This is a genomic window from Janthinobacterium sp. SUN206 (assembly GCF_030587305.1).
GTDB lineage: Bacteria > Pseudomonadota > Gammaproteobacteria > Burkholderiales > Burkholderiaceae_D > Janthinobacterium > Janthinobacterium kumbetense.
On the sequence record NZ_JAPWIB010000001.1, the window covers coordinates 1,269,154 to 1,282,215 of the forward strand.

13 protein-coding genes and 1 pseudogene are annotated in these 13,062 nt (G+C 54.8%); 7 read left to right on the forward strand and 7 right to left on the reverse strand.

The features are described from left to right. Positions 1 to 30: 30 nt before the first annotated feature. Genes O3300_RS05535 through O3300_RS05550 form a run of 4 tightly spaced genes read right to left on the reverse strand, consistent with a single transcriptional unit; the run spans position 31 to position 2,145 of the window. On the reverse strand, positions 31 to 345 hold the full coding sequence (locus O3300_RS05535; protein ID WP_305052329.1) for a hypothetical protein: 315 nt from the start codon (positions 343 to 345) through the stop codon (positions 31 to 33). A gap of 21 nt (positions 346 to 366) precedes the next feature. Continuing rightward, a complete protein-coding gene (locus O3300_RS05540) occupies positions 367 to 1,095 on the reverse strand; it encodes a nucleotidyl transferase AbiEii/AbiGii toxin family protein (RefSeq protein ID WP_305052330.1) in 729 nt (242 codons plus the stop codon). After that, entirely contained in the window at positions 1,077 to 1,553 is a 477-nt protein-coding gene (locus tag O3300_RS05545; protein ID WP_305052331.1) for a helix-turn-helix transcriptional regulator, read from the reverse strand. Before O3300_RS05545 ends, O3300_RS05540 begins: the two co-directional genes overlap by 19 nt. Beyond that, positions 1,519 to 2,145 (reverse strand): divalent metal cation transporter, encoded by a 627-nt coding sequence (locus O3300_RS05550; RefSeq protein ID WP_305052332.1) that lies wholly within the window; start codon positions 2,143 to 2,145, stop codon positions 1,519 to 1,521. Before O3300_RS05550 ends, O3300_RS05545 begins: the two co-directional genes overlap by 35 nt. A 572-nt stretch (positions 2,146 to 2,717) precedes the next feature. Between O3300_RS05550 and O3300_RS05555 the strand changes: the two genes are divergently transcribed. From O3300_RS05555 to O3300_RS05570, 5 genes are all read left to right on the forward strand, one after another. Continuing rightward, complete coding sequence (locus O3300_RS05555) at positions 2,718 to 3,851, forward strand: hypothetical protein (protein WP_305052333.1); 1,134 nt, start codon at positions 2,718 to 2,720, stop codon at positions 3,849 to 3,851. Between the two features lie 342 nt (positions 3,852 to 4,193). Next, positions 4,194 to 6,140, forward strand: a complete 1,947-nt coding sequence (locus O3300_RS05560; RefSeq protein ID WP_305052334.1) for an ATP-dependent endonuclease — start codon at positions 4,194 to 4,196, stop codon at positions 6,138 to 6,140. After that, the gene (locus O3300_RS05565; protein ID WP_305052335.1) at positions 6,137 to 7,801 is read left to right on the forward strand and encodes an ATP-dependent helicase; all 1,665 of its coding nucleotides are present in this window, start codon (positions 6,137 to 6,139) and stop codon (positions 7,799 to 7,801) included. The genes O3300_RS05560 and O3300_RS05565 overlap by 4 nt, the downstream gene beginning before the upstream one ends. A gap of 240 nt (positions 7,802 to 8,041) precedes the next feature. After that, complete coding sequence (locus tag O3300_RS28410) at positions 8,042 to 8,356, forward strand: amidohydrolase family protein (RefSeq protein WP_369812284.1); 315 nt, start codon at positions 8,042 to 8,044, stop codon at positions 8,354 to 8,356. Then, positions 8,277 to 8,564: a hypothetical protein gene (locus O3300_RS05570; RefSeq protein WP_305052336.1), complete on the forward strand. Its 288-nt coding sequence runs from the start codon at positions 8,277 to 8,279 to the stop codon at positions 8,562 to 8,564. The genes O3300_RS28410 and O3300_RS05570 overlap by 80 nt, the downstream gene beginning before the upstream one ends. Before the next feature lie 2 nt (positions 8,565 to 8,566). Here the strand turns inward: O3300_RS05570 and O3300_RS05575 are convergent, their stop codons facing one another. Beyond that, entirely contained in the window at positions 8,567 to 9,742 is a 1,176-nt protein-coding gene (locus tag O3300_RS05575; protein ID WP_305052337.1) for a pyridoxal phosphate-dependent aminotransferase, read from the reverse strand. A 188-nt stretch (positions 9,743 to 9,930) separates the two neighbouring features. On the opposite strand from O3300_RS05575, the pseudogene O3300_RS05580 reads away from it, so the two are divergent. Together O3300_RS05580 and O3300_RS05585 are read left to right on the forward strand one after the other, a co-directional pair. Next, positions 9,931 to 10,371 (forward strand): annotated as a pseudogene (locus tag O3300_RS05580) (aminotransferase class I/II-fold pyridoxal phosphate-dependent enzyme); the annotation flags it as partial. Positions 10,372 to 10,417: 46 nt separating this feature from the next. Beyond that, positions 10,418 to 11,521: an HD-GYP domain-containing protein gene (locus tag O3300_RS05585; RefSeq protein WP_099667534.1), complete on the forward strand. Its 1,104-nt coding sequence runs from the start codon at positions 10,418 to 10,420 to the stop codon at positions 11,519 to 11,521. Positions 11,522 to 11,559: 38 nt separating this feature from the next. On the opposite strand, the gene O3300_RS05590 is transcribed toward O3300_RS05585, so the two are convergent. Together O3300_RS05590 and O3300_RS05595 are read right to left on the reverse strand one after the other, a co-directional pair. Further along, complete coding sequence (locus tag O3300_RS05590; protein WP_305052339.1) at positions 11,560 to 12,018, reverse strand: nuclear transport factor 2 family protein; 459 nt, start codon at positions 12,016 to 12,018, stop codon at positions 11,560 to 11,562. 229 nt (positions 12,019 to 12,247) lie between these two features. Beyond that, on the reverse strand, positions 12,248 to 12,910 hold the full coding sequence (locus O3300_RS05595; protein WP_305052340.1) for a DUF2625 family protein: 663 nt from the start codon (positions 12,908 to 12,910) through the stop codon (positions 12,248 to 12,250). Between the last annotated feature and the right edge of the window lie 152 nt (positions 12,911 to 13,062).

Below are 13,062 nucleotides of genomic sequence, written 5' to 3' on the forward strand. Positions count from 1 at the left end.
AGCAAGCTAGTAGCGCAAAGGCTCCGTCCCTTACAGGTCCGAGACTGCCGCAGTCATCACTGCATCGAGTGTGTTAACGGCGCCGGTGACGATGCTCCTTGCTACCTCCTGATAACGGTCCTCGATCGCCTTCATGAAAAAGGCTTCTGCCTTTTGATCCCAGAGGCGACGAGCGCAAAAATACGAACTTCCGGGAACCAGCCACAGGTCTTGTTCGCCGTTTTTTCGGCGAACCTGCACCGTTCCATTCTCACCAATAAAACGGGCTATGCAAGCCTTGGGAAATATATGCTGGTCGATTGTTAGCTTGTGTGGATTGCCTTTTTGTGACTTTGGATAGCGCATTAGGATTCCGGCACGGCTGTTTCAGGGGCGGAGAATCGCCGTCGTTGGTGGGGCATTATGGGATCTAATATCCGGCGATTCGAGCATCGCGATGAGCGCACTCTTCAGTACGTCGCAGGCATCGTCGAAGGTCGGATGAAAATTGAGGGCATCGACCGCGTCAAATTGTTGTTTCAGCTGGACGTACCGCTCTTCAAGTTGTTGGAACACAGCTGCAGCGTGCCTGGTCATGAATTCACGCGCCGGCATAAGCACTTCAGGTTCGCGCTCGGCGATCAGGGCGAAATCGAAAATGTCGCGCCCCGTAATGCGATCTCCACGGTGCCACATTTTTTTCGCAATGATTTCAACCGACGTCTCTACCCGTACCTCATGCCCCAAGATCGTCTCGACCTCAAATCCTGGCGTGGTGAGGTTAGGCGCAGCAACGAAATCGATCTCACCTTCCGGCAGGTACAGCTTGACATAGCCGGCCGCCTCCACGTACTCCGTGGTGATCGACTCAGCGACGTCACTCAGTCGAGGCGTGACAAAACCGAGAGACTGAGGATCGGGAACGAAGATGTCAATGTCCTTGCTGAAACGGTGACCGTAGCGCAGCATAAGTACAGTTCCGCCGCCAAAGGTCCAGAAGGGATCGTCGCGTCCGTACTTGGCTATCTCACCGATAACCGTTAGCGCGTGGGAAAACAACGACTCCCAAAGCCGGGGAATCCCCGCCGCACCCACCATCACCAAACTTTTCTGCATGCTTTCCATTGCTTGGCCCATATGCTGAGGTGCTTCATGATTTTCTTCGCCGGCACCTCAGGCGTGGCCGCCTCGGCAACCGCTTTGACGACAACCGGCAGCGGCATCTCATCGAGCAAGACCATCAGGTGCGGCTGGAACTGCTCCGGCGCTACGCCCGAACGCAGCATCATCGACAACATCTCGGGCGTGATGACGTCCCGATAGCTGGTGCTGATACTGCGCGCCGCCACCGCCAAAGCGCTTTTCAGACCTGACGGCTGCACGGTTTCCATGTCGAGGCCCAGCACATCCATTACTGCCTTAAGTTTCGTGTAGCCAAGGTCCTTCAGCGTTCCATTCTCCAACTGATTGATCGTCACGCGGGAAAGCCCGGCGAACTTGGCCACGTGCTCCTGCAGCAGGCCCGCTTGGACACGCTTGCTACTGATTTCGCCGCCGATCTGGGCAAGGTTCATGGCTTTGCTTTTTTATGTTAAGTATTTTTAACATTATAGCGTCAATAGCCAAAATTCCAAGATCGTTTATGGAGGTGACCGCACAAAGATGGTGGGTAGCCGCCCTACTGTACTCCCGACAACGACTAATAGTATCCCAACGCTCCAAGACGCCACAGATGCAGTCGCACGGCCGGTACTTGGCGCGCACCGGAGGGCATCGACAATTGTCCAGCCCTTGCCCATTGATCGAGGCGCATTGTGCCGCGCCGAACAGGATGCTGGCCAGCGCCGTACCAGTGCTGGGACCGATCAACTTGTACGCGTCCTGCCGTTTGGCAACATCATGCAGATTATTCGCACGGAATACCGCTGCTGCCGTGATCAGGATGGCGGCGTTGATGAACAGGGCCAGGACCAGGGCAAACACCACGTCAATGGTGGCGAATGTCATGGCCTCCTTCTTCGCAACCCGGTTGTCGGCCACGCGCCGCGTTTGCACAGTGGCCGAATACAGATACAGATACAGATACAGATACAGATACAGATTGTGCGACACGACGGTCGCGCCGATGATACCGATGGCCACGTACAGCATGGCGGGGGCAGTCAAGGTGCGCGTAAGCGCTGCACAAGTCTAGGGCTATCACTGAGGCAGGTACAGCAGCTAGCAGAGGCTGCCCGGCCACCTACCGATCCGCTGCATGTGCTTGGCCTTGACTTACCAACGTTATGTCCATTGACAACACGTCGATGGCTTTGGATGGCAGCGCAAACGTGCAGTGTCAGTTATCGCCTCGCAATTACGGCAGAAGAACTCCTAGAGGTCTTGACAACTGGAGACGGAACGCCCACGGTGATCTCGCCGATTATCCACTTACCTGAAGAGGCTCCGCTCCAAATCGTCATAATGGCGGTCGAGCAAGCATCACAAAAGAACGGTGTAGCTATTTCGAAGATATGGTGTAATCTCGGCCAGATCGCCGCAGCATGGTCTACCACACACCTAACCTCGGAAAATTTGGTAGCACAGCCCTCGAATCAAAATCCGTATACAGCTATGAACGAAGAATAAAGTTGGACACAAGCAAAAGTGGAAGAGACCACCGATTGAATCCGTAGCCAGAAGCGGTCATTCGCGACTTTTTATGTAGAGCTAGCATTTTTCTTGCTATAGGAGACGTCATGCCATTAACTGCGTATTCAATATCGGCACAGAAAGAAGAAGATGTTGAGCAGGTGCTGAAGCGCCTCTCAACTCTTTTCGGGGAAGACGTATCGGCTTCCGAGGGTGTTCCAGAGACATGGCGCGCATTTATGCGGCAGGACCTCCAATGCCCATGTTGCTTTATTACAGGAGCTGAGCTAGTCAAGGCGGCACATTCAAAGGCCAGCAAGACGCCAGTGCGCCAGGCCTGCTTCCGCTTCATCAACCCCAAGCATCGAGATCATTGTGATTTCGGCAGTGCGGAAACGGCCAACACCGTGCCCGAAAATTTGGTTGCTTTTTCGGATTCGAATTCGGCAATCACGAAGGCTGTGCGCGAGCTCGTTGGTACCGGTATCGAATTGGGGCTATTCAGCCAAAAGTCGATTCGCGACATGAGAGAGTGGTTCTTTAACAAGAAGATCCAGTCGATGTTTGTTGTCACCCTCGATCCGCGCTTTCCCAAGTGGATGAATTCGCTGCATCGCGAGAAATTTTACGCAAAACCTGTTGAAGGAGTCGAGCTCACGCCCGAGATAGTTGCGAATCCCAAATTCAAGTGGCGGGCTGCGGTGGCTAGAGAGCAACTTCTGAAGCATCCCGAATACTGGGCATTTTCGGATGCCTTTCACAAGAAGCCAAATCCTTTCTTTCACGAGTACAATCGCATGGGAACCCTTGCGCGCCGCTCGCAGGGCCGGTCGGTTTTTGATCCGTCACCTCTCGAAGATGAGTATGGCAAGACCTGCCAACTGGCGGTATTCATCGCCAAAAATTATAAACCCCTAAAGTCTACGACCTCAAACAAGGGCATCACTGTTTCGAGCGTTCTTGCGCTGGCGGCCCTTCTGATGTATGTACGCGATTGGAATCAAGACTTGGCCAGTGCGGACCTTTTAAAAATTGTGGACGCTGCTGGTTCTTCGAATCAAGACCTTGGAAACGTGATGGGGCTTAACCCTTTCCATGATTTCCGTACCTGGCAAGCCTTGAAAGCGGCACAAGAATTCGGCATCCACGTAACGAAATACGTCGATCTTAAAGCGGAACGAGTAGCGATTGAACAGGAACTGCGGGCCAAGCTCGGTGCGCCGCCTATGGCGGTCGAGTGATCACGCCTTTGCTGCCGCCTTTGTGATCCCATCGACGTTTACTGTTCCGGTGTCGAGATGGTACCCGTCTTTAGACCGAATGGCCAATTCTCTTGCGGACTTTAGCAAGAATCAAATCAACTCAAAATGTTTGATTTCCCAGCGTATTTAATTGTCCGCGTTGGGGCGAAAGCAATCGCAGGCTATCCTCTAAAACCCTTGAATTTTCACAGCGTGAGATTGTGTGTATTTTGCAAATGAGCAAACTGTTATCCTCGTGGCAACGCATGAAGTTGCGTCGTGATCGACGTAGCACCTCCTATGGCTTCGCTAAGGAGTAAATAACCAACTCGGAGAATCGCTGTGAAGCTTGTTCGGATAGTCTTATTCAATTTTCGCTCTTTTGGAGCGCTACCTACACCCATCGATTTGGCTGACATGACGTTCCTTCTTGGCCCAAATGGGACAGGCAAGACAGCCGTGTTGCAAGCGCTAGCAAGAATGTTCAGCCTTGATCCAAGTCAGAGGAAAATCAAGCTAACTGACTTTCATGTGCCTGCCGACGAAAGGCCTGAAGATAGGCCTGATGACAGGGAGCTTTGGCTAGAGGCGGACTTTGAGTTTCCAGAGCTTGAAGAGGATGATGATGATTCAGATAATCATCCGGCAGTGCCAGGTAATTTCGCACATATGCAGTTGGCCAGTGAAGAAGGTCCAGCCCGGATGCGTTTCAGACTGAAAGCTACTGTCGATCAAGATGGAGATATTGAAGAAGCATTTACCTGCGTCATTAGCGAGGACATAGCTGGCGTTCCCGTGGAGGAAAGTCGAGTCTCTAAGCAGGACCGAAACGCAATCCAGGTCCATTACGTTCCCGCACGCCGTGATCCTGCTGATCACATTTCTTACTCTGCCAATGCGCTTTTGGGGCGTGCACTGCGGTCGGCTGATTGGAGTGAGGAGCGTGAACAGATAAGGGAGCTGACCGGCCAGATCGAAGATACGTTAGCTGAGAACTCGGCTGTCGAAGGAATATCCCAGTCACTGGCTGCAATCTGGGGCGCTATGCATAAAGGAGCGTACTACAGGGACCCAGCGGTATCTTTCGCCCGAGGTGAGGTAGATAGTCTTCTTAAACATTTAAGTGTTGGATTTAGCCCAGGCCACGCTGAAGCGCTCGTTGATTTTGCGAGACTCAGCGATGGACAACAGTCCTTGCTCTATATTTCGTTGGTGCTCGCGATGCATGACATTGGTAGTAAGGTACTCCGCGGGGAGCTGAATACAGCTTTTGATATTGACAAATTGAGACCTGCGGTGTTCACGCTAATTGCGATCGAAGAACCTGAAAACAGTCTGTCACCACATTACTTGGGGCGAGTGATAAGGGCAATTTCAACATTCGCGGGGGGGGCAGATGCGCAGGCGCTAGTAGCGACACATTCGCCGTCGTTGTTACGGCGCGTTGAACCGGAATCGATTCGATATCTCCGCCTCAGCCAGGATCGAACCTCCGTTGTCCGTCCCATCACCCTGCCTGCAAACGCAGACGCGTATAAATTTGTACGTGAGGGAATTCAAGCATTCCCGGAACTTTACTTTTCGCGCTTTGTAGTGCTTGGGGAAGGCGACAGCGAGGAAATCGTGCTTCCAAGGATATTGGCTGCCCGAGGTATTCTGGCGGACGATGCTTCGGTGTCTGTAGTTCCTCTGGGCGGTCGCCATGTCAATCATTTTTGGCGACTCTTAAATGACCTTGGAATTCCTCACGTAACAATACTAGATCTTGACGTTGCTCGCCATCAGGGAGGTTGGGGGCGAATAAAGTACGCGGCGAAGCAGCTGATGTTGTACGCTGATGTCGAAGACACTGGATTAAGTCAAGATCAGATCAATGCAATTCCCGCTTGGGATGGTGGGCAAGGCATCCTGTTGGATGATGACGGGTGGATTGGACGGCTAGAACAACTCGGCGTCTTCTTTTCCACTCCATTAGATCTCGACTTTATGATGATGCGAGCTTACCCGGTAGCCTATGTGGTTGCTGCCGAGGACCTTGAGGCGCCAGACGAGGCGGCACTCAAGGCTGTCCTTGGCAAGAGCCATGATACGGTGGAAGGACAGTATAGCGATGAGGAGCTTACATACTTCGACGCCTACCATAGTAAGTTCAAAATAGGCAGTAAGCCGACTTGGCATATTCGCGCGATGGCTAATCTAGATGATCAAGCTTTGCTTGATGCACTACCAGATGTGCTCAGCCGCTTGCTTGATCACATTGAGGCGGTTCTGGAGGATCTCCCGGAATGATCAGCGTGGATCGATGGTCGCCATCCGACGGTCTGTCACTGGAGCCGAATGCGCTTGCTGCGGCGCGTGAGACGGTTAGGAATCTAGCTCTAACTGCTGGACCTGGTGCGGGGAAAACTGAGATGCTTGCTCAGCGAGCTGATTTTCTATTGCGGACTGGGACTTGTCGCTACCCTAAAAGGATTTTGGCTATTTCTTTCAAAGTAGACGCGAGCAAAAACTTGAAGGCAAGGGTAAAAAAGCGCTGTGGTGATGATCTTGCATCTCGATTAGACAGTCACACATTTCACGCATTTGCGATGCGGATTATTACCCGCTACAGAACCGCGCTAACTGGAGCTAATGCACTAGATGCTGATTTCACGGTTGGACACAACCGGTTGCGAAGAAAGGTGATTACATTTGATGATATGGTCCCTCTCGCGGTTCAAATTATTGAATCGAATCTGATTGCGCGAAATGCAATTCGGCAGACATACAGCCACGTATTTCTCGACGAGTTTCAGGATTGCACAGATACACAGTACCGATTGATAAAAGCTTGCTTTTTTAATACTGGAGTCTTACTCACGGCAGTCGGCGACACAAAGCAACGGATCATGGGATGGGCTGGCGCATTGGAGGGGATTTTCAGGACGTACGCAGCGGACTTCGGCGCGCTTCCGCTCAACCTATATCAAAACTTCCGCTCGCAGCCGAGATTGCGGCGAATGCAGAACGCCATGGTAAGGGTCATGGATTTACCAGCGGCCATTGATGATAATGATATCCCAGGCGATGAGGGTGAGATAGATGTCTGGCGCTTCGATATTGACGACGCGGAGGCAGCTCACATTGCGGACACAGTACGGCAATGGATCGATAATGATGGACTCGATCCTTCCGAGATTGCTGTCTTGGTGAGTAAGCAGCAAAGTGCCTACTGCGTTAAACTTTGCGCTGCTTTGAACAATCAAGGCATACCTTTCCGTGAGGAGGACGCAAGTCAAAATCTCGCCGCCGAGCCAGTCGCTCAGCTCGTTGTCGATTTTTTGCTTATTGTTTCTGGGCAGCGGCAACCTAGACCGTACCGTAGGTTGCTTGACGTGGTCGTTTTCGGCCAGGGTTTTGATGAAGAACGCGAATATCAGGCTCGAGCGCGATGGAATCGTTTTGTAGCAAATATTCGCCTGAGCGTCTCTATAGGGGCTGTCGATCTTACTGAACGTGCTGATGTTGCCGCAATTGTGCGGGAGCTTCTGGATACGATTGGACGTGATGCCGTCGTCGCGATGTCCCACGAGTACGGTCATGGCCAGCGATTAGCTCAATTGATTGAGGAGATTGTAGATCGAGTTCATAACCTGTTGGAAGATGGTAGTAACCCTGTATCAGCGCTGGCTTCGTTTGCGGGCGACCAAGCTGTACGGATTATGTCAATTCACAAGAGTAAGGGCTTGGAATTCGACACCGTTATTGTGTTGGGCGTCGAAAATCAAACATTCTGGGGAAGCGTTGAAGCTGAAAGGTCGGCGTACTTCGTCGCGGTTTCCAGAGCAAAGCGCCGACTGTTCCTGACGACATGCGATCATCGTGATCGGCCTGATGGCGTCCGGCGTTGGGATGCTCAACGGACCGAACAGGAAGAATTCATTGGATATGCATTGGGAGTTATAGTTTAGGTATCACCCCGAAAAAACATCACAACTTACTCGTAGGCTTTACGGATAAGTAGTCTGCCACAGAGATCAAAACGGGGTTATTCTTTTGGCCAAAGTGTTGGATGGTTGAGCGTACCCATGTATGGGATTAATACTGGCCTCGGTCAATCATGCTCCACGAGCAGACCTGCTATCTCAGTCGCCGAGGTATCACTGGCAGAGGTGGGTATGTATGCCTGGTAGGCGGCGCTCCACCAAGGCATACGCCCTGGCCTCAGTGTCGACAATGAGCCCTCCTACAGCGGAGACATGTTCACGGAAATGCGCGTGGCGCTCTACATACAACGGGTGATGGTGTATAGCCAACGCCTCCATGGTCATCACCATGCGGCGACGCCAACCAATGCCTTCCGGTTGTTGGAGGCCGCCACGATCGACGGCGCCGCAGTCGCGGGACTGGAGCCGCGCATCGGTAGCCTCGCGCCAGGCAAGCAAGTTGACCTGGTTGATACGTACCGGCGGCCTCAACCTGTACCCTGTCAACAACGCTATCGGTACCATGGTACACGCGGCTGAGCACAGCAATATCGATACCGTCATCATCGGCGGGCGCGGGCGCAAACGCGGCGGAGTTGTACTGAGCGTGGACCAGCTCTGGCTGCACGCCGCCATCGACGAGTCCTGCGCCCATCTGTTCGATGCCGCCGGTTATCCGCATCATCAGCACTTCCAATACGCTGTAAAACTGCTATTCATAATTAATTATGTCATCGAGACATGCTAACACTACAATTTTGTCAATCTTTCCAACGCAGTAGTCAGCGTATCGTCTTTCTTTGCAAAGCAAAAGCGAATCAAATTCTGAGAAAATTCTTGGCCGTAGAACGCACTCACCGGTATCGCAGCAACACCCATCTCTGCAGCTAACCATTTGCAAAAGTCGGCCTCGCCCAGATGGCGCTCAGGCACACTCAGATCCGAAAAATCTACACATTGAAAATAGGTGCCTTCGCAAGGCAGCAATCTAAATTTCGTACTTTGTAATCCTGTGCAAAAAAGTTCACGCTTGTGCTCATAAAAAGCAGGCAGGTCTAGGTATGTTTTTGGTTCAGCCATGTACGAAGCAAGCCCATGTTGCATCGGTGTATTAACTGTAAATACATTAAACTGATGCACTTTGCGGAACTCTGCCATCAGAGATACAGGGGCGGCTACATAGCCAACTTTCCACCCTGTGACATGACACGTTTTTCCAAAACTTGAAATGAGAAAAGACCTAGCAGCCAGGCCAGGAAAACGTGCGACGCTCTGATGTTGCACGCCGTCGTAGACCATGTGCTCGTAGACCTCGTCACTGATAACAAAAATGTCAGTGGGTGCCAGAATTTCCTGCAGCTGCAGCATCTCTTCTCGCGTCCACACAGTGCCACTTGGGTTATGCGGCGAATTGACAATGATGGCGCGGGTTCTGGGTGTAATAGCCGCCGCAAGTTTGCCAAAATCAGGTCGAAAGGTCCCAAACATTAGTGAAACCCGCACCGCCACGCCCCCAGCAAGCTCAATGTTAGGCACATAACTGTCATAGCAAGGTTCGAACACGATTACCTCGTCGCCCGAATGCACTATCGCCAGGATAGCTGTAATAATTGCCTGAGTTGCGCCAGCCGTAACGGTAATCTCCGTTTCGGCTGAATAATCGCGGCCATAAAGCTCCCGAATTTTTAATGCGATAGCTTGGCGTAACGGCCGAATACCCGGCATTGGCGGGTACTGGTTGTGCCCGGCCTCCATAGCGGACGTTACTGCATTGATGAGTTTTTTATCACAATCAAAATCAGGGTAGCCCTGCCCAAGATTGACAGCGCCATGCCTGGCTGCCAGTTCAGACATCACTGTAAAAATAGTTGTTCCCACTGCAGGCAATTTGGTTTGTAAGGTGGGCGTTCTCGGCACTATGCTCATAGTCAATCTCTTAGTTCGTCATCGCCAATTATATTATGATATATTTAAATGCACTTGGCGGTATGGACATATCCCCCTTCAAGAGCGCCAAATCGGGAACTTTCCATGGACATTGATCAAACATCTGAAAGCCTGCATCCATGCGGCTTCTAGCATACGTCCATGGGTCAACTACTCACCGTTGCGCAAAGACGGGCTGGAAAGTCGGCTTCGTGGCGGCGCCAGCAGCCCTGACGGCGGAATTTCGCAAGGTGCACCAGTACAACGTGTTTACCGTCAACACGCCGATGCAGCACGGCATCGCCGGCTACATGGCAGACCCGCAGCCCTACCTGGACTTGCCCGCGTTTTACCAGCGCAAGCGCGACCTGTTCCGCGACGGCCTGGCGGGCAGCCGCTTTACCCTGCTGCCGGCCGACGGCACGTATTTCCAGTGCGTGCGCTACGATGCCATTTCGCAAGAGACCGAAGCGCAGTTCGCCGAATGGCTGACGACGGAAATCAAGGTGGCGGCCATTCCCGTCTCCGCGTTTTACGTGCAGGGCAAGGAGTCGGGCATCGTGCGCTTCTGCTTTGCCAAGAAAGACGAGACCTTGCGCCTGGCGCTGGAGCGCCTGCGCAGCATATAACCGAGCACTGAACATGGCTTCGCTGCGGCGGGGCAAAGGATGACAGATGGTACAGCGTCGCATCGGCCCGGCCGACCTGGTTCCCGGCGAACCCCTGCCCTGGGATCTGTTTTTGGCTGACCATAGTGCCGGCCCGCAACTGCGCAAGGGGCAAATCATCACGGATGGCACGCAGCTGGGCCGTTTGCTGCAGCTGGGCCTGTACGTGGGCGCGCCGGACCAGCCATCCGTCTTGCGCTTGCTCAATGAGGCGGCGCAGCGCCTGGAACGGCTGCTGCTGGACTTGCGCAGCGAAAGCAATGCCGAGCGCGACGTGCGCGACATCGCCCGCGAATTGCTGCGCGCGCTCGAACACGATGCCGATATCGCCCTGGCCAGCATCCTGCTCAACCAGATCGCCGGCAGCTACGCCGTGCGCCACTGCATCGAAACAGCCTTGCTGGCCATGCTGGTGGGCCGCGGCATGCACAAGTCGCACGATGAACTGCTGCTGATCGGCGCGGCCGCGCTGACGATGAACGTGGGCATGCTGCGCCACCACGACAGCTTCCAGGACCGGCGCGGCCCCCTGAACGACGATGAAATGCGCATCGTGCGCCAGCATCCGCAGGAAAGCACGGAATTGCTGCGCTGCGCCGGCGTCGATGACGAGGAATGGCTGAGCTGCGTGCTGCTGCACCATGAAAACGACGACGGCAGCGGCTACCCGCAGGGGCGCACGGCCGATGAAATCCTGCAAAACGCCAAGCTGATCGGCCTGGCCGACCGCTATTGCGCCCGCGTCTCGGCGCGCAACTACCGCCGTTCCATCGTCCCCGACCAGGCGCTGCAGCACATCTTCCTCGACCAGGGCGTGCCCATCGACCCGCTGCTGGGCGAGCAATTCGTCAATCTGCTGGGCAAGTATCCACCCGGCACCCTGGTACGCCTGCGCAGCGGCGAACTGGGAGTGGTGACGCAACGGGGCGCCGGCCACGTGCATCCGCTCAGCGACCCGCTGGGCGCGCCGCTGGCCGCCGCCGAGCTATCGCAGATGACGCCGCGCGACACGGGCGACAGCCAGTTCGCCATCGTCTCGTCGCTGCACGAAGACGATGCCGGCATGCATTTCAGCATGCGGCACGTGTGGGGCGACGAGGCGCGGCTGTAGGCTGGCCGGGCAACGCCGGGCATCAGCTACGGCTCACTTCACGGTTTCGGCGGGCGGATGCCCGTGTACTGTGCGCTGACCAGCAGCCATTGCTTGTCGACAAGCCGAGCAACATAGCCGGCGCGCAGGGCGAAATTGCGGGCTACCCCATCCTGGTTGAGACGGTAGGACAGCCGCGCCGAGATGAGCGCCGTATCGCCAAACAGGCGCACCACCGGTTCATCGACCTGCAGCTGGGGACTCGGCCGCTTCTGCTCCGGCGCATAGAAGGCGAGCATTTTGGCACGCCCGTCCACCTCACCGACCGGCGATATTTCCACATAATTCTCCGCCGTGATGGCGTTCAAGGCCACTTGATCAAAGTTGCTCTGCGCCTGCGCATGGCGTTGCACCAAGGCGACCAGTTCGGCATCGGCGGGAGCCGCGTGCGCGCTGCCGATCGCGCCCAAGGCGCCCAGCAGACAAGTGGCAAGGACATGTGGAAGGGTCAATTTCATGCGTATTCATCCTGATCGAGGTCATTGAGAAGCGTCCGATGCCTGCCGCGGCAGTATCGGACACTCGCTGGCGGGCGGCGCATCGCGAGAAAGCCCACCGTATGCTATCCCCTTGCCCTTTTCTCGCGCCTGCCATTGCGACAAAGCGCTCGAATCGGGGGTTGAAATGCCATTTCGCCGGCCCGGGATGCGCAGGGCGATGCCGTCAAAGACGCCCGCAAGCCATGCCTCAGTTCGCGCCCGCAGGAGCGTCCAGCAACTTTTGTTGCAGATCAAGGTTAAGCGCCCACTGCTCTTCCACGGGAATGGCGCGCCGCGAACTGGTCTTGAGGGAACCTTCTTGCGTCCACAGAAACGGATAAAAATTCAGGCAGAGGTCGCCGGGCAAGGGTAATTCATCAAACTCCTGCGCATCGCCGGGCTGCCGGCCGTAAAACTGCCGCAACTGGCGAGTAAAAGCCCATTCGACGAACGCCGTGTAGCCGATCTCCAGCGCTTCCCACGCCAGTGTCTCGGGCGCCAGGTAATACATCTTGCCCTGGTCGGCCCCGAGTGCGCCCCCGTTGATGGCAAAAAAGCCGCCGAGCACGTCGTCGGCCACCAACAGAAAGCCCTCGGCCTTTCCTTCGTTCCACGTAGCAATGTTCCGCTCCAGCTTGCCATGTCCCGAGCCCAATATCCGCAGCCAGCCGTCATCCACCAGGATGCCGCCCGTTTCATAGGCGATCGCGCCAAGGGGGGAACGCGTGGTGACCTGCAGGCTCAGCAGCACATCTTCCCTGCCGGCCGAGGGCGGCAGCAATTCCACCGGGATGTCGGCCTCGCTGGCCCATTGCCGGATCAGCGGAAACGCCGGGTCTTCACTATCCAGTAATTCATTCAATGTACGCATTGCACCTGACCTTATCGATGACCGCTTCCGGCGGTCGGAGAGTTCATGACGACGCTGGCACTGCCTGGCGGGCGGCGCCCGGCATTCCAGCGGCTCGCCCCTGGCGCGATCCAGTATCGATGGCGACATCTGGACGCTGCGCAAATTTTACA

Coding starts and splice junctions, on each gene's coding strand:
- O3300_RS05535 (WP_305052329.1), bottom strand. CDS start 345: ATGCGCTATCCAAAGTCACAAAAAGGCAATCCACACAAGCTAACAATC.
- O3300_RS05540 (WP_305052330.1), bottom strand. CDS start 1,095: ATGCAGAAAAGTTTGGTGATGGTGGGTGCGGCGGGGATTCCCCGGCTT.
- O3300_RS05545 (WP_305052331.1), bottom strand. CDS start 1,553: ATGAACCTTGCCCAGATCGGCGGCGAAATCAGTAGCAAGCGTGTCCAA.
- O3300_RS05555 (WP_305052333.1), top strand. CDS start 2,718: ATGCCATTAACTGCGTATTCAATATCGGCACAGAAAGAAGAAGATGTT.
- O3300_RS05565 (WP_305052335.1), top strand. CDS start 6,137: ATGATCAGCGTGGATCGATGGTCGCCATCCGACGGTCTGTCACTGGAG.
- O3300_RS05575 (WP_305052337.1), bottom strand. CDS start 9,742: ATGAGCATAGTGCCGAGAACGCCCACCTTACAAACCAAATTGCCTGCA.
- O3300_RS05585 (WP_099667534.1), top strand. CDS start 10,418: ATGGTACAGCGTCGCATCGGCCCGGCCGACCTGGTTCCCGGCGAACCC.
- O3300_RS05590 (WP_305052339.1), bottom strand. CDS start 12,018: ATGAAATTGACCCTTCCACATGTCCTTGCCACTTGTCTGCTGGGCGCC.
- O3300_RS05595 (WP_305052340.1), bottom strand. CDS start 12,910: ATGCGTACATTGAATGAATTACTGGATAGTGAAGACCCGGCGTTTCCG.